Annotated in this window: 19 protein-coding genes; 15 read left to right on the forward strand and 4 right to left on the reverse strand. The window is 70.2% G+C overall.

The annotated features are described in order from the left end of the window. The first annotated feature begins 78 nt into the window (after positions 1–78). The 4 genes from OV207_RS12010 to OV207_RS12025 all read left to right on the forward strand — a co-directional run bounded on the left by OV207_RS12010 (position 79) and on the right by OV207_RS12025 (position 2,540). Positions 79–483, forward strand: coding sequence for an acyl-CoA thioesterase (locus tag OV207_RS12010; protein WP_193348315.1), 405 nt, complete (start codon positions 79–81; stop codon positions 481–483). A 61-nt stretch (positions 484–544) separates the two neighbouring features. Then, entirely contained in the window at positions 545–1,510 is a 966-nt protein-coding gene (gene glpX, locus OV207_RS12015) for a class II fructose-bisphosphatase (RefSeq protein ID WP_193348316.1), read from the forward strand. 27 nt (positions 1,511–1,537) lie between these two features. Then, positions 1,538–1,963: a type II toxin-antitoxin system RatA family toxin gene (locus OV207_RS12020; protein WP_267555103.1), complete on the forward strand. Its 426-nt coding sequence runs from the start codon at positions 1,538–1,540 to the stop codon at positions 1,961–1,963. Positions 1,964–2,366: 403 nt separating this feature from the next. After that, complete coding sequence (locus tag OV207_RS12025; protein WP_267555105.1) at positions 2,367–2,540, forward strand: hypothetical protein; 174 nt, start codon at positions 2,367–2,369, stop codon at positions 2,538–2,540. Positions 2,541–2,663: 123 nt separating this feature from the next. Here the strand turns inward: OV207_RS12025 and OV207_RS12030 are convergent, their stop codons facing one another. Next, positions 2,664–3,752 (reverse strand): ADP-ribosylglycohydrolase family protein, encoded by a 1,089-nt coding sequence (locus OV207_RS12030; protein WP_267555106.1) that lies wholly within the window; start codon positions 3,750–3,752, stop codon positions 2,664–2,666. 80 nt (positions 3,753–3,832) lie between these two features. On the opposite strand from OV207_RS12030, the gene eno reads away from it, so the two are divergent. The 3 genes from eno to OV207_RS12045 are packed head-to-tail and all read left to right on the forward strand — an operon-like array spanning position 3,833 to position 6,845. Continuing rightward, complete coding sequence (gene eno, locus OV207_RS12035) at positions 3,833–5,131, forward strand: phosphopyruvate hydratase (protein ID WP_267555107.1); 1,299 nt, start codon at positions 3,833–3,835, stop codon at positions 5,129–5,131. 2 nt (positions 5,132–5,133) lie between these two features. Continuing rightward, entirely contained in the window at positions 5,134–5,922 is a 789-nt protein-coding gene (surE, locus tag OV207_RS12040; protein WP_193348320.1) for a 5'/3'-nucleotidase SurE, read from the forward strand. 44 nt (positions 5,923–5,966) lie between these two features. Next, positions 5,967–6,845 carry a LysM peptidoglycan-binding domain-containing M23 family metallopeptidase gene (locus OV207_RS12045; protein WP_267555110.1) on the forward strand — a complete coding sequence of 293 codons (879 nt, stop codon included), beginning with the start codon at positions 5,967–5,969 and terminating at the stop codon, positions 6,843–6,845. On the opposite strand, the gene OV207_RS12050 is transcribed toward OV207_RS12045, so the two are convergent. Continuing rightward, on the reverse strand, positions 6,842–7,843 hold the full coding sequence (locus OV207_RS12050) for a 2-dehydropantoate 2-reductase (protein ID WP_267555112.1): 1,002 nt from the start codon (positions 7,841–7,843) through the stop codon (positions 6,842–6,844). The genes OV207_RS12045 and OV207_RS12050 overlap by 4 nt on opposite strands. Continuing rightward, on the reverse strand, positions 7,840–9,369 hold the full coding sequence (locus OV207_RS12055; protein WP_267555113.1) for an acyl--CoA ligase: 1,530 nt from the start codon (positions 9,367–9,369) through the stop codon (positions 7,840–7,842). Before OV207_RS12055 ends, OV207_RS12050 begins: the two co-directional genes overlap by 4 nt. A 372-nt stretch (positions 9,370–9,741) precedes the next feature. On the opposite strand from OV207_RS12055, the gene OV207_RS12060 reads away from it, so the two are divergent. Genes OV207_RS12060 through OV207_RS12080 form a run of 5 tightly spaced genes read left to right on the forward strand, consistent with a single transcriptional unit; the run spans position 9,742 to position 14,644 of the window. Next, a complete protein-coding gene (locus OV207_RS12060) occupies positions 9,742–10,731 on the forward strand; it encodes a hypothetical protein (RefSeq protein WP_267555115.1) in 990 nt (329 codons plus the stop codon). A gap of 17 nt (positions 10,732–10,748) precedes the next feature. Next, complete coding sequence (locus OV207_RS12065) at positions 10,749–11,891, forward strand: tetratricopeptide repeat protein (protein WP_267555117.1); 1,143 nt, start codon at positions 10,749–10,751, stop codon at positions 11,889–11,891. 24 nt (positions 11,892–11,915) lie between these two features. Further along, positions 11,916–13,244, forward strand: coding sequence for an AHH domain-containing protein (locus OV207_RS12070; protein ID WP_267555119.1), 1,329 nt, complete (start codon positions 11,916–11,918; stop codon positions 13,242–13,244). Between the two features lie 15 nt (positions 13,245–13,259). After that, the gene (locus OV207_RS12075; RefSeq protein ID WP_267555122.1) at positions 13,260–13,826 is read left to right on the forward strand and encodes an imm11 family protein; all 567 of its coding nucleotides are present in this window, start codon (positions 13,260–13,262) and stop codon (positions 13,824–13,826) included. A gap of 47 nt (positions 13,827–13,873) precedes the next feature. After that, entirely contained in the window at positions 13,874–14,644 is a 771-nt protein-coding gene (locus OV207_RS12080; protein WP_267555124.1) for a hypothetical protein, read from the forward strand. A 48-nt stretch (positions 14,645–14,692) separates the two neighbouring features. Here OV207_RS12080 and lexA read toward each other — a convergent pair whose 3' ends face one another. Further along, complete coding sequence (gene lexA / locus OV207_RS12085) at positions 14,693–15,361, reverse strand: transcriptional repressor LexA (RefSeq protein ID WP_193348328.1); 669 nt, start codon at positions 15,359–15,361, stop codon at positions 14,693–14,695. Positions 15,362–15,556: 195 nt separating this feature from the next. Here lexA and OV207_RS12090 point away from each other — a divergent pair, with 195 nt between their 5' ends. The 3 genes from OV207_RS12090 to OV207_RS12100 are packed head-to-tail and all read left to right on the forward strand — an operon-like array spanning position 15,557 to position 21,752. Beyond that, a complete protein-coding gene (locus OV207_RS12090; protein WP_267555127.1) occupies positions 15,557–18,892 on the forward strand; it encodes a response regulator in 3,336 nt (1,111 codons plus the stop codon). Next, positions 18,889–20,730: a sensor histidine kinase gene (locus OV207_RS12095; RefSeq protein WP_267555129.1), complete on the forward strand. Its 1,842-nt coding sequence runs from the start codon at positions 18,889–18,891 to the stop codon at positions 20,728–20,730. Before OV207_RS12090 ends, OV207_RS12095 begins: the two co-directional genes overlap by 4 nt. Positions 20,731–20,762: 32 nt before the next feature. Then, the gene (locus OV207_RS12100) at positions 20,763–21,752 is read left to right on the forward strand and encodes a FecR domain-containing protein (RefSeq protein ID WP_267555131.1); all 990 of its coding nucleotides are present in this window, start codon (positions 20,763–20,765) and stop codon (positions 21,750–21,752) included. Positions 21,753–21,840: the final 88 nt, after the last annotated feature.

Below are 21,840 nucleotides of genomic sequence, written 5' to 3' on the forward strand. Positions count from 1 at the left end.
CCGGCCGGATGGTCAGAAGCAACCAACATGCGTGCCCGCCGCTTGGACCCGTCACCCCGCCCTGATATGGGCGGCCCAATGGTCGAGGCACGGCTGCGGGTCATCTACGGCGACACGGATCAGATGGGGGTCGTGTATTACGCGAACTACTTCCGCTACTTCGAGTTCGCGCGCAGCGAGTTCTTCCGGGCCCACGGCGGCAGCTACCGCGAGCTGGAGGCCACCGGCCTGCTGCTGCCCGTGGTGGACGCGAGCGCCCACTACAAGGCCTCCGCGCGCTATGACGACCTGCTCGTCATCCGCGCCACGCTCAGCGAGTTGCGTCATGCGTCGCTCGTGTTCACCTACGAGTTGCTGCGCGACGGCGAAACCCCCACGCTGCTGTGCACCGGCCGCACGATGCACGCCTGCGTGGGACGCGACGGCAAGCCCCGCCGCATGCCCGAAGCCCTGTCCCGACTGAAGGCCCTGGACGCCGCCTGAACCCGGGCCCTTTTCCTTCCTGAATCTTCCCGCCCGAATTCCCCGAACGAGGAGCACCACAATGGATCGCAACCTGGCAATGGAGGTCGTGCGCGTCACCGAGATGGCGGCCATCGCCTCCGCCCGGCTCATGGGCCGCGGCAACAAGAATGAGTCGGATCAGGTGGCCGTGGACGCGATGCGCCGCGCCTTCGACGCGCTGAACATCGACGGCACCGTCGTCATCGGCGAGGGCGAGCGCGACGAGGCGCCCATGCTCTACATCGGCGAGCGCGTGGGCCGCCGTGAGCCCGGCGCCCCGGAGGTCGACATCGCCCTGGATCCGCTGGAGGGCACGAACCTGTGTGCTTACGGCCGGCCGGGCTCCATCTCCGTCGTGGCCATGTCCAGCCATGGCGGCCTGCTCAACGCGCCCGACACGTACATGGAGAAGCTCGCCGTGGGGCCGCGCGCCCGGGGCGCCATCGACCTGACCAAGTCCCCCACGGAGAACCTGCGCGCCATCGCCGAGCGCATGAAGGTCTACGTGGAGGATTTGACCGTGATGACGCTCGACCGTGAGCGCCACGCCGACCTCATCAAGGAGGTCCGCGCCGCGGGCGCCCGCGTGCGGCTCATCGAGGACGGCGACGTGGCGGGTGCCATCGCCACCTGCTTCGAGGGCACCGGCGTGGACGTGCTCATGGGCATTGGCGGCGCGCCCGAGGGCGTCATCGCCGCGGCGGCCATCCGCGCCACTGGCGGGGACATGCAGGGCCGGCTCGTGCCGCGCAACCAGGGCGAAATCGACCGCGCGAAGAAGATGGGCATCACCGACATCCACAAGATCTACTCCGCCGAGGAGCTGGCGAAGGGTGAGGTGATGTTCGCCGCCACGGGCGTCACCACCGGTGACTTCCTCAAGGGCGTGCGCTTCTTCGGCGGCGGCTGCGAGACGCACTCCGTCGTCATGCGCAGCAAGACGGGCACCGTCCGTTTCATCCAGTCCGTGCACAAGTTCGACAAGAAGCCGGGCTACGCGCTGTAGCCTGCCCCCTCACCAGGAGACACCGTCATGGCCGGCGCCACGCGCACCATCACCATCAATGCCCCGATCGAGAAGGTCTTCGACATCATCACCGACTACGACCGCTACGCGGAGTTCCTGTCGGAGGTGAAGAAGGTCTCCACCTCGCAGCGCCAGGGCAACACCGTCCAGGTCCACTACGAGGTCGATGTGGTGAAGACCATCCGCTACACCATCAAGGTGACCGAGGAGCGCCCCAAGCGCATGTCCTGGACCTTCGTGAACGGCGAGGTCATGAAGGACAACAAGGGCAGCTGGACCCTGGAGCCCGACGGCGAGGGCAAGACGCGCGCGACCTACAACGTGGAGATGGCCCTGGGCATGCTGGTCCCCAAGGCCATCGTCAACGGACTCGTGGACAACCAGCTCCCCAAGATGCTGGAGGCGTTCAAGCGCCGCGCTGAAGCGCCCTGACGCCGCCCGGCTTCCTGACGAAACGCGTCAAACTCCGCCTGCCTGTCTGTTTCCTGGCCCGACCTTCGTCGTGCAAGGGGCAGGGAGGCAGGCGGGCCCTTTTGGGCCGGGAAGGTGCCGTGCGCGGCGTGGCGTCCCACCTGAAACGGGTTGGGTTGCGGCGCGGCGCGGCCGTATTAGGATCAGGCAAATTTTGAACGTCCGCTGGGTTCCCCATGACATCCGCGCCACGGTTGCCCTGGCCGGGATGTCGGGAGGTGGACGAGCAGCCATGCAGAATCATGGCGGCGCACCCAGAAAGGAACCGGGGTTCTTAATTTGCATCAAAGGGAAGTGGAAGTGGTAAGGGGGCGGGACGGCGGGCGTACATCGGGGTACGTAGGCTGAGGGAGAAACCGAACCCATGCTCGACGCGTTCATTATCGAAGAGATCAAGCGCCGCGAGCGGCTCCGCCGCGAGGACTACGAGCGGCCGGTGGTGGAGCTCCCACTGCCTGTTCCCGATAACCGTCCCCACCGGAGGACGGACACCGAGGAAGACAAGCCGTCGCGAGGCGTTGTCGTCATCGACCTCTGAGGCGCATTCCCCATTCCCGTGGCCTCCCAGCCACGGCGTGTCCCGAAGCCCACGGTCGGGCCGCCCCACAGGCGGCCCCCCGCGGGCTTCGTGCTTTGTGGGGCCGCAGGGCCCTGGAGGCCTCTAGCCCGGGGCCAGCAGCAGCAGGTGCCGGGGGTGGTAGACCTCCCACAGCGCCGTACCCTTCTGCATGGGATTGAAGGGCTGGAGGGCCAGGAGGACCTTCTGGCGCCACTCCTCGGGCAGCGCGCCCTCGCCATGGAAGGCGCCCACCAGCGCGCCGGTGACGGCGGCGTGGACCTCCGTGTCGCCGCCCCGGTGGATGACGTCCAGGAGCGCGCCCTCCGGGGTGGGCACATGGAGCAGCTCCCAGAAGGCGAGCCGGAAGGCGGCCCGCACCGCGTTGTTGCCGGGGCGGTGCAGGTGCAGCTCCGGGCCGTAGAGCTGGGGGTCGTCCTGGGCCGCCAGGGCCAGGTCCTCGCGCAGGAGGGCCGAGGCGCGGGCCACCTCCTGGACGAAGTCCTTCTCCTGCCGCGCCAGGGCGGCGCCGGCCAGGGAGATGCCGGTCTCCGCGGCGGGCAGCAGGTCGGCGGCCTTGAGGGTGGGGCCGCCCGTCACCGCCTTGGCGATGGCGGCGCACAGCCCCGCGCTGGCGAGCTGGCTGCGCGGGTCGAAGTGGGTGAGGGCGGTGTCCTCCATGGTGGCCTGGGCCAGCGCGAAGGGGTCCCTCGCCAGCACCACGCCCAGGGGCACCACGCGGGGCAGGGCGCCGGCGTTCGCCACGCGACGGAAGTGCTTCTGCCAGACACGCTTGCCGGCGTCCTTGGCGACGTTCGCGGGGGCCGCCTCGCACTCCTCCAGGACCTCCCGCATGGGGTCGCTGACGGCGAAGGCGTGTGACTGCCAGGCCCGGTAGCGGCGGAGCGCGTCCCCCGCGTCGTAGCGCTTCAGGTCGCGGACGCTGAGCGCCAGGGCGACGGCGAGCTGGGTGGGCTCACTGACCTGCCCCTTGCGCAGCTCGTGCGGGCCGCCGCCATGAAGGCCCTGGTAGGGGCCCACGGCGAGCTCCGGGAAGGCCGGCGCGAAGAAGGGGCGGCCCGCCGTGGGCACGGCCAGGGCATTGCCCACGGCCAGGCCCAGCAGGGCACCCCGGGCACGCTGGCCAGGGAGCGGGTCCGGGCCCGCCGCGCGGCGCTTGGGAGGTGGAGGCATTCAGCGGCTGGACACTGTAGCAGGCCCCGGATGCGAGCGCGCTTGCCCGTTCTGGCCGTGCCTCATAGAAACGGCGCCCTATGACCGAGATCGCTCAAATCCTGGCCCGTGAAGTGCTCGATTCCCGTGGCAACCCGACCGTGGAGGCCGAAGTGCTCCTCGTGGGCGGTTCGCGAGGCCGTGCGACGGTGCCCTCCGGCGCCTCCACCGGCGAGCACGAAGCGCACGAGCTGCGGGATGGGGACAAGCAGCGCTACCTGGGCAAGGGCGTGCTCAAGGCCGTGGACCACGTGCGCGACACGATTGGCCCCGCGCTCGTGGGCATGGACGCCGTGGACCAGGTGGCCCTGGACGCGCGGATGATTGAGCTGGACGGCACGCCCACCAAGGCGAAGCTGGGCGCGAACGCCATCCTCGCCGTCTCCATGGCCGCCGCGCGCGCCGCCGCGGACGCGCACGGCCTGCCCCTGTACCGCTACGTGGGCGGCCTCCAGGCGCGCACGCTGCCCGTGCCGCTGATGAACATCCTCAACGGTGGCGCGCACGCGGACACCCGCGTGGACGTGCAGGAGTTCATGGTGGTGCCCGCCGGCGCGAAGTCCTTCGCGGAGGGCCTGCGCTGGGGCGCGGAGGTGTTCCACGCGCTCAAGAAGATCCTCAAGGGCCGCAAGCTGGCCACGGGCGTGGGCGACGAGGGCGGCTACGCCCCGGACCTGCCGGCCAACGAGGAGGCGCTCAAGCTCATCATGGAGGCCATCGACGCGGCGGGCTTCAAGGCGGGCGAGCAGCTGTTCCTGGCGCTGGACGTGGCGGCCAGCGAGTTCTTCGACAAGGGCTCCAAGAAGTACAAGCTCAAGGGCGAGGGCAAGGAGTACGACTCGCAGGGGCTGCTGGAGTACTACCGGGGCCTCGCGCAGAAGTACCCCATCGTCTCCATCGAGGACGGCATGGCGGAGGATGACTGGGAGGGCTGGAAGAAGCTCACCGACGCGCTGGGCAACCAGGTGCAGTTGGTGGGCGACGACCTCTTCGTCACCAACGTGGAGCGGCTGGGCCGGGGCATCCAGACGGGCACGGCGAACTCCATCCTGGTGAAGGTGAACCAGATTGGCACGCTGACGGAGACGTTCGACGCCGTGCGCATGGCGCACAAGGCGGGCATGACGTCCATCATGAGCCACCGCTCCGGCGAGTCCGAGGACACCACCATCGCGGACCTCGCGGTGGCGCTGGACTGCGGGCAGATCAAGACGGGCTCCGCGTCGCGCTCGGACCGCGTGGCCAAGTACAACCAGCTGCTGCGCATCGAGGAAGAGCTGGGGGCCGGCGCGCGTTACGCGGGCATGTCCGCCTTCCGCTCGTTCGCGAAGAAGAAGTGACCGTGAGCTCCTCCCGCCCCCGCATCCTCGTCTCCAACGACGACGGCTACTTCTCCGAAGGGATCCAGACGCTCGTGGAGGCGGTGAGCCCCCTGGGCGAGGTGTGGGTGGTGGCGCCCGACCGTGAGCAGAGCGCCGCCTCCCACTCCATCAGCCTGCACCGGCCGCTGCGCATCAAGGAGGTGCGCGAGCGGTGGTTCTCCGTCGACGGCACCCCCACGGATTGCTCGTATCTGGCGATGAACCACTTGCTGAAGGACAATCGTCCCCAGCTCATGGTCTCCGGCATCAATCACGGCGCGAACCTCGCGGACGACGTCATGTACTCCGGTACGGTGGCGGCGGCCATGGAGGCGGCGTTCCTGGGCGTGCCCGCCATCGCGTTCAGCCTGGTAACGCGGGGGCCGTTCGACTTCAAGCCGGCGGGCCGCTTCGCGCGCGCGCTGGTGGAGGAGGCGCTGTCGCGGCCCCTGCCGCCCCGGATGCTCCTCAACGTGAACATCCCCGGGGGTGTGGAGCCGGACGGCTACGTCGTCACCACGCAGGGACGGCACTCCTACGGCAACAACGTCGTGGAGAAGGAAGACCCGCGCGGCCGCAAGTACTACTGGATCGGGGGCACCGAGTACGCCCACCAGGACATTCCGGGCAGTGACTGCAACGCCGTGCTCGACGAGAAGCGCGTGTCGGTGACGCCGCTCCACTTCGAGATGACCGACCGCGGTCGCATTCCCGAGCTGTCGGGCTGGAGCCTGAAGGGCTTCACCCGGCACGGATCGGGCGGTGCCTGAGGTTGGGGACACGAGGCTCCAGCCGAGCGGGGAGGGCGCTCTGGGTGTTGCTCGCGGCCGTGCTGTTGGGCGGCTGCGTGGGCTCCCGGTCCGCGTCCCCCTCCGGTCTGGAGACCGCGGGGGCCCTGCCCGAGTCTCCCGGTGAGGGAAAGCCGCTGGCGTTCGCGCTGCGGCCCACCCACGAGGAGCCGGAGCTGGTGGCCGTGCGCCACCGCGTGGCGTCGGGCGAGACGGTGTACCGCATCGCCAAGACGTACGGCATCACGGTGGAAGAGCTGTCCTTGGCCAACGGCATCAAGGATCCGCGCGAGCTGACCGTGGGCCGGGAGCTGCTGATCCCGGGCAGCGAGCGGCCGCAATACGGGGACCCCGGGCCGCTGTCGGACGAGGAGCCGGAGCTGGTGTTGACGAAGCCGGGGCAGGCGCCGGTGTCCACGCCGCGCCGCTCCGTGCCGGCGGTGTCGCGGCGCCAGGAGCCGCCCCGCGCGAGGGTGGTGTCGGGGCGTCCGGGCACGCCGTCACGTCCGAAGCTGGCCACGCAGGGGCTGCTCGACTGGCCCCTGCGCGGGGTGCTGTATGGCCGCTTCGGCAAGAAGGGCCGCGAGCCGCACGACGGCATCGACCTGGCGGCGCCCGCGGGGACGCCCATCAAGACGGCGCAGGCCGGCACGGTCCTCTACGCGGGCGAGCAGAAGGGCTACGGCCTCATCGTCATCGTGGAGCACTCGCCCACGCTCATCACCCTGTACGCGCACAACCGCGACCTGCGCGTGCGCACCGGGCAGAAGGTGCGCCGCGAGCAGGTCATCGCCACGGTGGGCGAGTCCGGCCGCACGTCCGGCCCGCACGTGCACTTCGAGGTGCGCGTGGATGGCAAGCCGGTGGATCCGCTCGAGTACCTGGGCGTGATGCCGCCGGCTTAAGGGGCCTCTGGCAGGGGCCGCGCCGGGTAGGCCCCGGCCTGCCGCGCGCGCTCCCGCACCAGGGCCAGGGTGGCCTCGCACGCGGGCATGGGCTTGCCGACGAGCTGCCCCAGCTCCACGACGGCGCCCAGCAGGGCGTCGATCTCCATGGGGCGCCCGCGCTCCAGGTCCTGGAGCATGGACGTCTTGTGCGCGCCGACCTGCGAGGCGCCCTGGATGCGCTGGTCCACGTCGATGAGGAAGCGGGTGCCCAGGGCCTCGGCCACGGCCTGGGCCTCCACCATCATCGCGCGGGCCACGGCGCGCAGGTCCGGCTGGCGGGCCAGGACGTCGAGCGTGGCGCCGGTGAGCACGGACAGCGGGTTGAAGGCGAGGTTGCCCCAGAGCTTCACCCAGATTTCATCGCGGATGCGCGGGCGCACCGGGGACTTCAGGCCCGCCTTCATCATGAGCTGGGAGAGGGCCTGGACGCGGGGGCTCTTGCTGCCGTCCGGCTCTCCCAGCGTCACGCGGTCGTTGTAGGTGTGGACGATGACGCCGGGCGAGACGACCTCCGCGGCCGGGTACACCACCGTGGCGATGACGCGCTCCGGGGGCAGGGTGCGCAGGAGCACGCCGCCCGGGTCCACGCTCTCCACGTGACGTCCCGCATGGGGCCCTTCGAGTCCGTGGAAGTACCAGTAGGGCACGCCGTTGATGCCGGTGACGAGCGCGGTCTCCGGCCCCAGCAGCCGGGCCACCTGCGGCGCGGCGGCGGGCAGGGCGTGGGCCTTCATCGTCAGGAACACGTAGTCCTGCGGTCCCGCGTCGTCGGGAGCGTCGGTGCAGTGCGGACGCACCGTGACGGTCTCTCCGCCGCTCGTGAGGGTGACGCCGTTGGCGCGCATCGCTTCCAGGTGGGCGCCTCGCGCGATGAAGGTGACGTCCGCGCCGGCCTGGAGCAGCTTGACGCCCAGGAAGCCGCCGATGGCGCCCGCGCCGAAGATGGCGATCCTCATGACATGAGCCCCAGCCGCTCCGCGAGCCCGATGCGCTGCACCTTGCCGGTGGGGCCCTTGGGCAGCTCCGTGAGGAACACGATGCGGCGGGGGACCTTGAAGTCGGCCATGCGCGAGGCGACGAAGTCGCGCAGCTCGCGCTCGGTGACGCCCTGGCCCTCGCGCAGCACGACGGCGCAGGCGACGTCTTCACCGAGCTTCGGGTGGGGCAGGGCGAACGTCACGGCCTGCCCCACGGCGGGATGATCCAACAGCACGGTGTCCACCTCCAGCGGGCTCACCTTCTCCCCGCCGCGATTGATCAACTCCTTGAGCCGGCCGGTGAGGCGCAGGTAGCCGTCCGCGTCCAGCGTGCCCTGGTCCCCCGTGCGAAACCACCCGTGCGTGAAGGCGCGCGCGTTGGCCTCCGGGTTGTTCACGTAGCCCGCCGTGACGTTGGGTCCCCGGATGACGACCTCTCCGAGCACGCCGGGAGGCAGCAGCATCCCCGCGTCGTCCATGATGGCGACGTCGGGGCCCGCGGCGAGCCCCACCGAGCCCGCGTAACGGGAGCGGGGTGGCAGGGGGTTGGAGGCCATCTGATGCGCGGCCTCGGTCATGCCGTAGCTTTCGATGACGGGGACGCCGAAGGCGCGCTCCAGCTCCTCCATGACCTGGGGCGGCAGGGACGCGGACGACGAGCGGATGAAGCGCAGGCGGTGTGACTTCAGGCTCTCCACGTTGCGGCGGGCGCGCTCCACCAGCGCCTGGTGCATGGTGGGGACGGCGGTGTACCAGGTGGGGCCGGCCTCCTCGAACCAGGAGAAGAAGCGCAGGGCGTTGAAGCCCGGCGTGCACACCGTCTGGCCTCCCGCGCCCAGGCTGGCCAGCACCGCGGCCACGAGCCCGTGGATGTGGAACAGCGGCATGATGTTGAGGCACGCGTCTCCAGGTCCCAACCCCAGCAGCGCGCCGATGTGCCGCGCGGACGCGGTGAGGTTTCCGTGCGTGAGCGGGACGAGCTTCGGCCGCGCGGTCGTCCCCGACGTGTGGAGCACGAGCGCGACGTCCGCTTCGTGGGCCTGCTCTTCCAGTGGGGCGGAGGGCCGCGGGGGCGCTTCGCACTTCAGCGTGAAGTGTCCGGCGGGCCCCTGCGGGGTGGGGATGAGTTCGAGGATGGGGAGGTTCCGCTCCCTGGCCACGGCTCGGGCCGGGCTCTCCAGTCCTTCGAGGATGAGGAGGGCCCGGGCCTGGAGGTCGTCCAGGTAGAAGGTGAACTCGTCCGCGCGGTAGGCGGGGTTGAGGGGCGCGGTGGTGGTCGCGCTGGCGACGGCGAGGAAGGCGGTGGCCATCTCCGGCCCGTTGGGCAGCACCAGCGCGATGCGGTCCTCCCGTTGGAAGCCCCACGCCCGCAGGCTGGCGTGGACCTGGGCGACGAGTTCCCGCAGCGCCCCGTACGTCAACGCCGGGCGTCCGGGGGCACCGATGGCCACGTCCTCCGCGCGTCCTCGCGCGAGCAGTGCTTCCAGGGTGTTGGTTCGCTCCATGGCCGCGCGTCTCCCCGCTCTGGATGGCTTCCCGGATAGGACCTGCGTCCTCGCGGTGCAACCTGTTCGTGGCTGTCTTTTCGCTCCGCTCCCGCCCACGTTCCGTCGTGGGGACGCTGAACTCGCGGCCTTGAGGGGGCAGGGGAGCGGGCAGGGCTGGTGGCCGCCGGCTCCGCCAGGGAGAGGCTGGGCGCGGGCCGGGAGGAGGGTAGAGTGTCGCGCGTGTCACGCACCCCCTGGTTCCTCCTCACCTCATGCCTCGTGTCACTGGCCACGTCCGCCCTCGCGCAGGACGGGGCCACTTCGGGCCCGGCCTCCTCCCAGGCGCCCGTGACGTCTCCGGCCCCTGTCGCTTCAGGGGCTCCTGGCCCGGTGACGTCTCCGGCCCCAGTCGCGGAGGCGAAGCCCGCGGTGTCCACCGTGGCGGTGCTGCCGCTGGAGTCCAACGCGGGGGGGAAGGAGGCCGCGCCGGGCATCACCCTGCTCATCGCGAGCCGCCTCGCGACGTCCCCGCTCCTGCGCGTGCTGTCCCAGCGGGACATCCAGACGATGCTGGACGCGGAGCGCCAGCCGCGGTTGTCGGGCGAGTCCCGCTGCGAGCAGGACGACTGTTTCCGGGAGCTGTCCTCGGTCACGGGCGCTCGCTACATCCTCACGGGGCGGTTGGACCGCTTCGGGGGACAGTACCTGCTCACCGCGAGCCTCGTGGACACGCGCGAGGGCCGAAGCCTCGCCCGCCCCAGCGCGGAAGCCTCCGATGATGACGAGCTGCTGCGCACCGCCGATTCCGTGTCGGACGCGTTGCTGTCCGTGCTGCTGTCGTCACCCGAGGATACGGTCAAGGCGCGTCCGTTGCTGGGCGGCGCCGTCGCGTCCTCGCCGGGCGGTGGCCTCACGCTGGGGCTGCGCTTCAACAACAGCTTCATCGACAAGCTGTCCTCGTTGAACCCGGGCCTGGATCTGGAGGTTGGCTACTGGTTCCACCCGGAATGGCAGGGCTTCCTTCAGGTAGGCTTCACGCTGGTGCGCACGAGTGGCGACAGCGGCGACGGCAAGGTCAACGTGCTGCCCAGCATCCTGGGCGCACGGCACTACCACCGTCTGGAGACGTCCCTGCGGCCCTACTGGGGCTTCGGCCTGGGCGTGCAGCTGTCGTTCGGGGACTACGGCATCTTCCAGAACACGGGCCCGCTGCCGTCGGTCGTGGGCTTCGTCGGACTGGAGTACCTGCTGGTGGGCCGCGTCGGCTTCCAGCTGGAGTTGGGAACGAACATCGCGCAGGCCGTGCTGGGCCTCGCCGACGACGGCGAGGGCGACGGCCTCAACCTCGACGTCAACGCTGGCATCGCGTACCACTTCTGAGCCATCCGGAGCCTCCCATGTCGTCGCGCCTGCGTGCCCTGCCGCTCCTTGCCCTGCTGGTCTCCGGGGCCTGCACCGAAGCACCGAAGCTCGATCCGAAGGACCAGGCGGAGGGGCTCTACCTCCGGGGCAACTCCGAGTACCTCCAGGGCAACTTCGACGCCGCGCTCAAGACCTTCGACGAGATGAAGGGCCTGATGCCAGCGGATCCGCGCCTGCCCGCCGCGCGGGGCGAGGTGCTGCTGTCCATGAGCCGGCTGGAGGAGGCGTCGAAGGAGTTCGAGGCCGCGCTGCGCCTGGACCCCAAGCGCTCCACCAACTGGAGCCGGCTGGGCTTCATCCAGGCCCAGCTGGGCAAGCCGGACGAGGCCCGAAAGTCGCTCCAGAAGGCGCTGGAGCTGCATCCGCGCGACTTCAACGCGCTGGAGCAGCTGGGTGAGCTGGCGGAGGAGCGCGGCGACCACGACGAGGCGGTGACCCGGCTTACGCAGGCGGCGGAGGTCGCGCCGGACGCGTCGAAGGCCGACCTGACGCTGCGCGCGGTGGAGGTCCTGACGACGCAGGGGCGGCAGGAGGACGCGCTCGTGTTGCTGCGCAAGGCGACGTCACAGGGCCTGAGCTCGCCGGAGCTGCTGACCACGCTGGGCGACGCCGAGGTGCGCGCGGGCCGGCTGCCGGAGGCGGCCGCCGCGTACCAGGAGGCCGCGAAGAAGTCGCCCAAGGATCCGACGCTGTGGGAGCTGGTGGCGGAGATCCAGCTCAAGCTCGGCAAGCGCGATGAGGCGCTGGCGGCGTACCGCGAGTCCCTGAAGGTGAAGGACCGCGCCATCGTCCACGTGGCGCTCGCCCGGGCGCACCTGGCGGTGGAGGACAAGGCCGCGGCGGAGGGGGAGCTGCAGAAGGCGTTGGACACGGTGTCGGGTTCGGACGTGCGGGAGATGCAGGAGGTCGCGGGCCTGCTGACGACGCTGGGGCGCAAGCCCGATGCCCTGCGCATCCTGACGAGCCTGGGGTCGGAGCCGGGGTACGCGAAGGACGTGGAGTTGCAGCTCGCCACGGCGCGGCTGGCGCGTGAGCTGAAGGACACCGCCACGGTGCAGGCCGCGTGTGCCCGGGTGGCGGCGGCTTCGACGGATGGCGGCGTGGCGAAGTGTCCGTAGGCGGGTGACGGCTTCGGGGGCTGTGTGACGCGTAGGTGGCTCTGCCTGCTGTTGCCGTTCCTCCTGGTGGGCTGCGCGTCCGGCCGGGTCGTGCGCCTGGACACGGGGGGCGCGGACTCCGTGGTGGTGACGCCTCGGGATGAGGAAGGGGCTTCGCTGGAGGATGCGGAGCCTGACGATGGCGAGTTCGAGGAGGCGGTATCAGCGCTCGCTCGGGACGTGCGTCCGTTCACGCATCCGCTGCGGGAGGCCCGGACGTTCTTCGGCGTCCCGGAGCGCAGTGGGGTGTTCGGGTTCGACGTGCGCACGCGGCGGGTTGTCGCGTTGGGGGAAGTGGAGGCCCGCGAGCTGCACCTGCTGGACGACGCTTCGGCGGAGCTGACCCGGGCCTACGGCCGTTGGTGTGAGCGCAAGAAGCAGGGGCGGGATTGCCTGGCGCTGCTGGAGGAGGGGCCGCTGCTGGGCAGTGACGGTCGGTACGTGCTGGCGATGGCGCTCGCGATGGATTCGGTGTGGACGGAGACGGCCGAGGCCTTGCGAGGCATGGCGGATCCGCAAGCGGTGATGGCCACCGTGACGGCCTCCCTCACGATGTACCTGCTGCTGTGGTCGTTACCGGAGCCGGTGTCCAAGGGAGTGGCGGCGTTGATGACGGCCACCGCCATCGCCTACCTGGGCGTGGACACGGTGTGGCGGCTGTTGGACGGGTGGCTGACCCTGGTGAAGGTGGCGGACCGCGCGCTGACGTTCGATCAATTGCGCGAGGCAGGGGAAGGGTACGGAGAAGTCCTGGGGCAGAACGCCGCGCGGGTCTTTGTGATGCTGGCGACGGCGGCGCTGGGCAATACCGTGGGGCTGGCCTCGAAAACCTCCGGGTTGCCGGGCTCCGCGCAGGCGGCGCTCACAGTGGAGGCCCAGGCGGGCTACACCTACGCGGGCCTCGGCGGTGTGCGGTCGGTGGCGATGACGCCCCAGGGCTTCACCGTCGCGCTGGCGCCCAACGCGGTGGCCATGTCCACGCGGGTTGGCAGTCAGAAGCATCACCTGGCGACGCTGCGGAACAGCACGTCCTCCCTGCGTGGAGGCCCGTGGACGCCGCGCTTCCAGCGCCTCTTCCGGAAGGCGGGGATGGAGTTGAAGGACCCGGAGAACATCGTCGAGGTTCCGGGACATCGTGGTCCTCATCCGCAGCGCTACCACGAACTCGTCATGGAACGACTCAACAACGCCACCGCGAATTGTCGGAAGGTCGAAGACTGCCGCGTGGCGCTCACCAAGGCTCTTGAAGTGCTGGCCAGGGAGGTCTCCCGGCCTGGAACCGAACTGAACCTGCTCCTCACCCGAGGCGGCTGAAAGTCCAGGCCCGCGATGCCCCTTCGCTACTTCAGGCTGTCCGAGGACGTCCAGGCTGGGAGCTGGTACCTGGGGGATCCCCGCGATGAACAGGGACAGGAGGTCGATGACCCGTGGCAGTTTCGCGCGGGTCGTTCGCTGTCGGTCCCCGTCAGGTTGTCGATTCCCATCGATGAGCCTGGAGCGGCACTCGATTTCTCGACAGCAGGCGTGGGGCTGACACCCGTGGTTCATGTGCGGGTGGCGTCGGTTTTCGCGGAACTTGCCCCTTCCGATGTCCAGGTCATTCCCGTCGATATCGTGGGCAAGCCCGAGCAGTACGTCATCCTTGTCGCGACGAAGCTCGTCCGCTGCATTGATGAGCAGGCGTCGACCGTCCAGTTCTGGAGTGAGGACGACGGTCTGCCGGAGAAGGTGGGTCAGTACTATGCGGTGGATCATCTCCGTATCGACCCGACGAAGGTCGGCGCCACCCAGGTGTTCCGGACAGAGGGATGGAACCTTGCCCTCATCGTTTCCGAGGACCTGAAGGAGGCGCTCGAACGTATTCATGCCACGGGCGTGCGCTTCACCGAGGTCTGAACACCGCACGAACCCATGGGAAGGCTGACCCGGACATGAGGACCCCGATGATGCGAATCCGCCTGTTCAGCCTCCTGCTCCTGGGGCTCACGTGGGCCTGCTCCAGTCAGCCGCCCACTCCGGCCGCTCCGGTCCGTTCGGAGAACTCCGGACTCGGTACCGTGGTGTCCGTCGAGCGGGTGCACATCACCCAGGGGTTCACCGTCTGGCGCGACGGCGAGGAACTCACCGCCCATGAGGGGCTGTTGATCCGCCTCGATGGCGTGAACGGGGGCAACTTCATCCCTCGCGCCATCACACCGCCGCTGTTCGTGCTGGACCGCAGCGTCGGGATGACGCTGCTCACCCCCACTTGGGGCCGTCAGGCCGTGCTCCTGATGCCCTCACCGCCACCGGACACGGAGGCAGGCTTGTGGATGACCCTCCCGGGCGCGTCCGAGCAGCACCTCAAGGGGGCCGAACTGGAATCCGCCCGGGATCGTGCGCTGTCAGCCAACGCCCATGGAGGCGCCAACGTCCGGACGCCTCCGGCGGACGCACCCACGACGCCCTATCCGACACAGGAGGCGCTGATGGACACGCTGATGACCATCAAGGCGTCGCCTGAGATCTGCAAGGGCATCGGGAAGGAGTGCGGCTACATCCCGCAGACGTTCTTGGGTCGCATGGACTGCGGGGCCTGCCCCGCCGCCAAGGTCTGCAACCTCCAGAACCAGTGCTGCACGCCCACCACCTGCGAAGCGCTCGGCCTCACCTGCGGATACGCCGCCGACGGCTGCGGCGGCTCACTGGACTGCGGCTTCTGCTTCCGGCCCTGACAGCCCCACCCGGGCCCACCGGGCCCGGGCGGCATCACGGCACCGGCCTCAAGTCCGGCCGCCCTGAAGCTTGCGGTACACGCCCACGACCTGGCCCAGGATCATCGTGGAGCGGAAGTCCGTCCGGTTCACGTAGATGGGCTGCATGGTCGCGTTCGCCGGCTGGAAGCGGATGCGGTCCACCTCCGGGTAGTAGCGCTTCACCGTGGCCTCGTCCTCGATGAGCGCCACGACGATCTCCCCGGCCTGCGCCGACGGCGTCTTCTTCACGAACAGGTAGTCCCCGTCGTGGATGCCGTCGTCGATCATCGACTGGCCCTTCACCCGGAGCGCGAACACCTCACGGCCGTTCACCCCGCCCAGGAGGAAGCTGTCGATCTTGACCGAGTCCTCCATGTTCTCCTGCGCGAGCGCGGGCAGGCCGGCCGCCACCTTGCCCAGCAGGGGGATCTCCACCATCCCGGAGTCCCGGCTCTTCATCCCCAGGCCCAGCAGCAGCCGCGCCCGCTTGGTGGGCACCAGCGAGCGGCTCTGCTGCTCGCCCCGGGTCAGGTAGCCCTTGCGCTCCAGGGCCTTCAGGTGGTCGTTCACCCCGTTGGTCGAGCGGATGTCCATGTGCTCCCCAATCTCCCGGATGGTCGGGGGGAAGCCTCGGGTCTCCGTCTCCTTCACGATGAAGGTCAGGATCTCGCGCTGGCGCTCCGTGAGTTCTTCCATGGCCGCACTCCTTCGCTCGCTTGCCCGCCTGCTTGAGCCGACCGGGCAACAGAATTTCAGTACCCCATGCTCCCTGAACATACGTGTAGAGTCAATCCGTTCAGTGCCCCCACCCTTACCGTGTGTGCTGGCGGAGGCCCGTCATTCTCGTGACTTGAGGAGGCGCGTTGATCTCAGCGTACACTTGGCGCTGCCGTGTCCGACCTCCGCCACACGCTGCTCTTCGTCGACGACGAGGCTGACGTCCTCGACATCCTCAGCCGGATGTTCCAGCGGCGTTACCGCGTCCTCACGGCGCCTACCGGCCGGGCAGCCCTGGAGCTGCTGCGCACCGAGTCCGTGGACGTCCTCGTCACGGACCAACGCATGCCGGAGATGACGGGCATCGAGCTGGTCACCGCCGCGCGCGCGGAGGGCCTGGACGTCACCACGCTGCTGCTCACCGCCTACACCGACCCGCAGGACATCATCGCGGCCATCAACCAGGGGCAGGTGTACCGCTACGTCACCAAGCCCTGGGACGTGAACGACCTGCTCATCACCGTGAAGAACGCGGTGGAGTACTCGCAGCTCAAGAAGGACAAGGAGCGGCTGATCCGCCAGCTCCACCAGCGCGTGGAGGCCCTCTTCGTCCTCTACGAGGTCAGCCGCGCCAGCGCCAACGATCCGGCCAGCTACGACGCCATCATCGACCGCGTGCTCACCGCCGTGGCCCGCGTGCTGCCCTACGACTGCGGCGCCGCGCTCATCGCGCCGGACGGCTCGCGCGGCGCCACGCTGCGCCTGCGCTGCATTGGCAACGTGGGCGAGCAGGCCCTGCTGGGCGTCAAGGAGTCCATGCTCGGCGCGTACCGCAAGAGCAGCGGCCTGGCGCTGCCGGAGGACCGGGTCATCACCCGCGTCACCGGCACCACCACGCAGGACGCGGCCTCGCCCGTCGTCTACCCCAACCAGCTCACGGTGAACCTCACCGCCGCGGGCCGGCCCGTGGGCATGCTGTCGCTGTTCTCCCACCGCGCGGACGCCTTCACGGAGGACGACGGGCTGCTGCTGGACGTGCTCGCCAACCAGACGGCGGACGCCATCCAGTCGCTGCGCTCGGCGGAGGAGGAGGCCCGCCACCGCATGGAGCGCATGGTCGCGTCCATGGCGGACGGCGTGGTGCTCACCGATGAGAAGAACGACATCGTGGTGATGAACCCCGCCGCGCGCCGCCTCCTGCGCGCGGGCGAGGAGGGGCAGGGCAACTCCAGCCGCCTGCTGGAGGACCGCCTGGGCTTCCAGCCGTTCCAACTGGTGCGCAACCTGGAGTACAGCGGCCACCAGGTCCTGCGCGAGGACGTGAAGCTCTTCGAGCGCACCGTGCAGACCACCGTGACGCCGGTGAACGACGCGCGCGGCACGCTGCGCGGCGTGTGCGTGGTGCTGCGCGACATCACCGACCAGAAGCGGCTGGAGGAGCGCAAGGACGCGTTCGTGTCCATGGTGAGCCACGAGCTGCGCACGCCGCTCACGTCCATCACCGGGGCGCTGGATCTGGTGCTCAACCGGATGGCCGGGGACATCAACGAGCGGCAGCACCGCTACCTGTCGCTGGCCAAGGACTCCGCCGAGAAGCTCAACGGCATCGTGGACGACCTGTTGGACCTGTCGAAGTTCGCGCAGGGCCGGCTGCGGATGAGCTTCGAGCGCATCTACCTGGAGGAGCTGGTCCAGCGCGTGGTGGAGAAGTACGGCCCCGCCTTCTTGGAGCGCCGCGTGCGCGTGGTGCCGCACCTGCCGCAGCACCCGCTGCGGGCCATGGTGGACCCCAACCGCGTGAACCAGGTGCTCAACAACCTGCTCAACAACGCGGTGAAGTTCACCCCGGAGGGCGGCGAGGTGCGCGTGGAGCTGCGCGCCACGTCCAGCCTGCCCGGCTACGTGGTGCTGTCCTGCTGGAACAGCGGCGACCCCATCGCCGAGGACAGCCTGGAGCGCATCTTCGACCGCTTCGAGCAGGCCCGCACGCAGGCCAACCGCACCGTGCGCGGCACCGGCCTGGGCCTGGCCATCTGCCGCAACATCGTGGAGGCGCACGGCGGCCGCATCTGGTGCGAGCCGTCCCATGACGGCGTGCGCTTCATCGCCGTGCTGCCCACCGAACCTCCCCAGGAGGTGCTGTCGCAGGAGGGCGTGGACACGCTGCCCTCGCCGCAGCCGGTGCGTCCGGAGTCGCGCGGCAAGCTGCTCATCATCGAGGGCGAGCCCGAGGTGGGCCACATCATGAAGGCGCTGCTGGGCGGCCGGGGCTACCGGGTGCGGCTGGCGGCGTCCGCGGAGGAGGGCCTGAGCGCCGCGCGCAACCTGCACCCGGACGTGCTGCTCGTGTCGGTGCGGCTGCCGGATGTGGACGGCCTGCGGCTGGCGGAGATCCTCCGGCATGATCCGGAGACGCGCCGCGCGCCGCTGCTGCTCACCTCCGCGTTCGACGAGCGCCAGCGCGCCTTCCGGGCCGGCGCGGACGCGTTCCTCGTGCGTCCGCTGGCGGGGGACAAGCTGCTGGCCACGGTGGATTCGCTGTCGCGGGGCCGGGCCGGCGCGCAGCATGGCCGCGTGCTGGTGGTGGACGACGACGCGAAGATCGCGTCGGTGTGCCGCGAGGTGCTGGAGGGCATGGGCTTCGAGGTGGGCGTCGCGCACAGCATCGAGGAGGGCCGCCGCTCCCTGCGCGAGCGCCGCCCGGACGCGGTGCTGCTGGAGGTCTCCCTGCCGGACGGCGACGGGTTCGCGTTCCTGGAGGAGATCAAGGCCGAGCGCGCCAGCGGCCACATCTCCGTCATCTTCATCTCCGCGCGCACGGAGACGTCCTCCAAGGTGCGCGCGCTGAAGCTGGGCGGGGACGACTACATCACCAAGCCCTTCGACGCGCTGGAGCTGGGCGCGCGCGTGGAGAGCCTGCTGCGGCGCAAGGAGCAGGAGCTGTCCTCGTCGCCCACCACGCAGCTGCCGGGCTCCACCGCCATCGAGCGGGAGGTGCAGCGCCGGCTCTCCGCGCGCCAGCCCTTCGCGTTCTGCTATCTGGACCTGGACAACCTCAAGGCCTACAACGACTACTACGGCTTCGCGAAGGCGGACGGCGTGGTGCGCCAGACGGGCGACCTGATGCGGGAGATCTTCCAGCAGGAGGGCGCCGTCGGGGACTTCCTGGGCCACGTGGCGGGGGATGACTTCGTCTTCATCACCTCCACGGAGTCGGTGGACCGGGTGTGCCAGTGCGCCATCGAAGCGTTCGATCGCATCATCCCGCTCTACTACGACCGGCATGACCGGGAGCGCGGCCACATCGAGGCGGAGGACCGCTTCGGGGAGAAGCGGCACTTCCCCATCATGAGCGTGTCCGTGGTGGCGGTGATGACCGACGGCGTGGCGCATGACCACGCGGAGCTGGCGCGCCGGGCCGCGGACATGAAGAAGAAGGCCAAGGCCATCCCGGGCTCCGTGTTCCTGCGCAGCGACGTGGAGCGCGTGGTCCGGTCCATCACCGGATGAGGCTCTACCAGCAGCTCATCCTCTTCATGCTCGCCGCGACGGTGCTGCCCCTGGCCGCCGTGGGCTTCCTGCTGCTGTCGCGCGCGGAGGCGGAGGTCGCCTCGCACATCGACGACAAGCAGCGCGCGCTCGCGTCCGCCACCGCGGAGGCCGTGGGGGCGAGCCTGATGGAGGTCGTCAACGGCCTGGCCCGCTCGGCGGACTTCGTCAACTGGGAGTCCGCCACGCCCGAGGAGGTCCACGGGGGCCTGTCGCTCCTGTACGGCCAGTCGCCCATGGTGAGCGCGGTGCTGGAGCTGGACGCCCAGGGGCGGCCCCTGGGGCCGGCGGTGTACCGGGAAGAAGCGCTCGACGGTCATCCGGCCTTCGCCGCCGCGGGGCTGGAGCAGCTGGCGCGAGCGGTGCCGGTGACGTCGTTCCAGGAGGCCCGCAGAGGCCAGGTGGCGCTGGGCGACGCCTACCCTCACGCGGCCACGGGCCATGCCGCCATGGGCGTGGCGGTGAAGCTGGCGGATGGCGCGGACGCGCCCTACGCGGTCGCGGAGGTCGTCCTGGTTGAACTGGAGGCCCTGCTGCAAAGGCGCGCGGGCGAGGGGTTGACCCGGCTGGACATGGTGGACGGCGCGGGCCGCGTGCTGGCCAGCTCCCTGCCGGAGCGCCACCTGCGGCCCCTGGAGCCGGAGGTGATGCAGGGGCTGACGCCCACGCGTGAGCAGGACACCGTGCGCAGCTTCCGCGTGGCGAACCCCGCGCGCCGGCTGAGCGTGGCCCGGGTGCCGGACGTGCGGGGCCTGGAGGTCGTCGTGACGGTGGACGAGGCCCTGGCGCTCGCTCCGGTGCGGCAGCTGCGGCGCACGGTGCTCGTGTCCGTGGCGGTCGCGCTGGGGGTGCTGCTCGTCCTGGGCGCCCTGTTCACCCGGAGGCTCAACCGCCGGCTCTCGGAGGTGGTGCAGGGCGCGGAGGCCTACGGGCGCGGCGAGCTGGAGCGCCGCGTGCAGGTGGAGGGCCAGGACGAGCTGAGTGCGCTGGCGTCCACCTTCAACCGCATGGGCGAGGAGCTGGAGGCCGCGCGCGGACGGATGCTGCGCTGGAACGACGACCTGCGCGCCCGGGTGGAGGAGGCCACCGCGGACCTGCGGGCCGCGCAGGCGCAGCTGGTGGAGGCGCAGAAGCTGGCGGCGGTGGGGCAGCTGGGCGCGGGCGTGGCGCATGAGATCAACAACCCGCTGGCCGGCATCCTGGGCAACGTGCAGCTGCTGCTGCTGGACCGGGAGAGCAACGACTCCGACTTCGAGACGCTGCGCAAGATTGAGCAGAGCGCCAAGCGCTGCAAGGACATCACCCAGAACCTGCTTCGCTTCTCCCAGCAGCGCGAGCGCCCGGACCTGCGGCCCGTGGACCTGAACGCCGTGGTGCGCGACGCGCTGAGCCTCACGGAGAACCAGACGCGCGGCGAGGGCATCGACCTGGTGACGGAGCTGAGCACGGCGATGCCCCGCGTGAAGGCGGACCCCGGCCACCTGTCCCAGGTCGTGCTGGCGCTCCTGTCCAACGCGCGCACCGCGATGATCCAGTCGCCGGTGAAGCGGCTGTCCCTGCGCACCGGCGAGCGCGACGGCATGTGCATCCTGGAGGTGGAGGACACGGGCAAGGGCATCGCGGAGAGCATCCGCCCGCGCATCTTCGAGCCCTTCTTCACCACGAAGGACGTGTGGTCCAACGTGGGGCTGGGCCTGAGTGTCGCGTGGCGCATCATCACCGAGGCCGGAGGGACCCTGGAGGTCCGCTCGGAGGCAGGGCAGGGGGCCCGCTTCACCATCGTGCTGCCCCGGGCGTGAGGGGGGCCGTGTGTGCTAGTCAGGCCTGACGCATGGCCGCTCCTTCCTCCCGTTCGCGACAGGTGCCGTTCCTCGTCGGCGTCGTGCTCATCCTGGCCGCGCTGCCGGTGGGCTGGTTCGTCTTCCTCCGGGAGCCGCCCGCGACCCCGCCTGTCGTCGCTCCCGCCCCCGCGCCCGTGCTGGCGGCGGCCGAGCCGGTCGCGGAACAGAAGGTAGACCTGGAGCTGAGCACCTTCGAGGGCACCGTGAAGGTGCGGCGTGGCGCGGACGGGGAGTGGCTGCCCGCGAAGAAGGGCATGGCGCTGTTCCCCACGGACATGGTGAGCACGGGCGACGGCTCCTACGCCGTGCTGGTGAATGGCGAGACCTTCGAGGTGCGCATGGAGGCCGGCACCGTGGTGTCCGTGGGCGAGCTGAAGTCCTCGCTGTCCAAGTTCCTGCTCGACAATGGCTCGGCCACCGCCACCGTGCGCGGCGGCAAGCGCCACACCTTCGAGCTGAAGGCGGGGAGCAGCGAGGTGGTGGCGAGCACCGACAACGGCACCTTCACCATGAACAACGATAAGGATAAGGGCACGGTGCGCGTGGGCGCGCGCGAGGGCCAGGTGAAGCTGAGCGGCAAGGACAAAGACAGGTTCGTCATCGTCCGCGCGGGCCAGGAGTCCATCGTCCGCAAGGGAGACAATCCCACCGCGCCCACCCCCCTGCCGAAGAGCCTCCTGCTGAACGTGGGCTGGCCCAAGAATCAGCTGCGCGAGCGCAAGCTCCTCGTCACCGGGCAGACCGACCCCGGCAACCGGGTGGAGGTCAACGGCGTCGTGGCGCTCCCGGACGAGGCAGGCCGCTTCACGACCACGGTGGTGCTCAAGGAAGGCAGCAACGACGTGAAGGTGAGCGCCAGGAGGGTGGGGGGCCTCGTCGAGACGAGCCAGGGCACCGTGCAGGTGGACACGATGAAGCCGCCGATAGGGGTCGACCCGAAGTCGCTCTGGGAGGAGACCGCGGGGGGGGCGCCTCCCTGATCCGCGACTCCAGCCCCGGGGTCGGATGGACCACGCATGACCTGGAGGGTTGCTCCGCCCCTGGATGAGGCCCCGGCTCCGTGGGGGT

Source organism: Corallococcus sp. BB11-1, from assembly GCF_026626625.1.
In the GTDB taxonomy this organism is placed as follows: domain Bacteria; phylum Myxococcota; class Myxococcia; order Myxococcales; family Myxococcaceae; genus Corallococcus; species Corallococcus soli.

What these genes read in the sequence shown, in the direction of transcription:
- OV207_RS12010 (WP_193348315.1), top strand. Translation starts at nt 79, where the DNA reads ATGGTCGAGGCACGGCTGCGGGTCATCTACGGCGACACGGATCAGATG.
- glpX (WP_193348316.1), top strand. Translation starts at nt 545, where the DNA reads ATGGATCGCAACCTGGCAATGGAGGTCGTGCGCGTCACCGAGATGGCG.
- OV207_RS12020 (WP_267555103.1), top strand. Translation starts at nt 1,538, where the DNA reads ATGGCCGGCGCCACGCGCACCATCACCATCAATGCCCCGATCGAGAAG.
- OV207_RS12025 (WP_267555105.1), top strand. Translation starts at nt 2,367, where the DNA reads ATGCTCGACGCGTTCATTATCGAAGAGATCAAGCGCCGCGAGCGGCTC.
- OV207_RS12030 (WP_267555106.1), bottom strand. Translation starts at nt 3,752, where the DNA reads ATGCCTCCACCTCCCAAGCGCCGCGCGGCGGGCCCGGACCCGCTCCCT.
- eno (WP_267555107.1), top strand. Translation starts at nt 3,833, where the DNA reads ATGACCGAGATCGCTCAAATCCTGGCCCGTGAAGTGCTCGATTCCCGT.
- OV207_RS12050 (WP_267555112.1), bottom strand. Translation starts at nt 7,843, where the DNA reads ATGAGGATCGCCATCTTCGGCGCGGGCGCCATCGGCGGCTTCCTGGGC.
- OV207_RS12055 (WP_267555113.1), bottom strand. Translation starts at nt 9,369, where the DNA reads ATGGAGCGAACCAACACCCTGGAAGCACTGCTCGCGCGAGGACGCGCG.
- OV207_RS12065 (WP_267555117.1), top strand. Translation starts at nt 10,749, where the DNA reads ATGTCGTCGCGCCTGCGTGCCCTGCCGCTCCTTGCCCTGCTGGTCTCC.
- OV207_RS12075 (WP_267555122.1), top strand. Translation starts at nt 13,260, where the DNA reads ATGCCCCTTCGCTACTTCAGGCTGTCCGAGGACGTCCAGGCTGGGAGC.
- OV207_RS12080 (WP_267555124.1), top strand. Translation starts at nt 13,874, where the DNA reads ATGATGCGAATCCGCCTGTTCAGCCTCCTGCTCCTGGGGCTCACGTGG.
- lexA (WP_193348328.1), bottom strand. Translation starts at nt 15,361, where the DNA reads ATGGAAGAACTCACGGAGCGCCAGCGCGAGATCCTGACCTTCATCGTG.
- OV207_RS12095 (WP_267555129.1), top strand. Translation starts at nt 18,889, where the DNA reads ATGAGGCTCTACCAGCAGCTCATCCTCTTCATGCTCGCCGCGACGGTG.
- OV207_RS12100 (WP_267555131.1), top strand. Translation starts at nt 20,763, where the DNA reads ATGGCCGCTCCTTCCTCCCGTTCGCGACAGGTGCCGTTCCTCGTCGGC.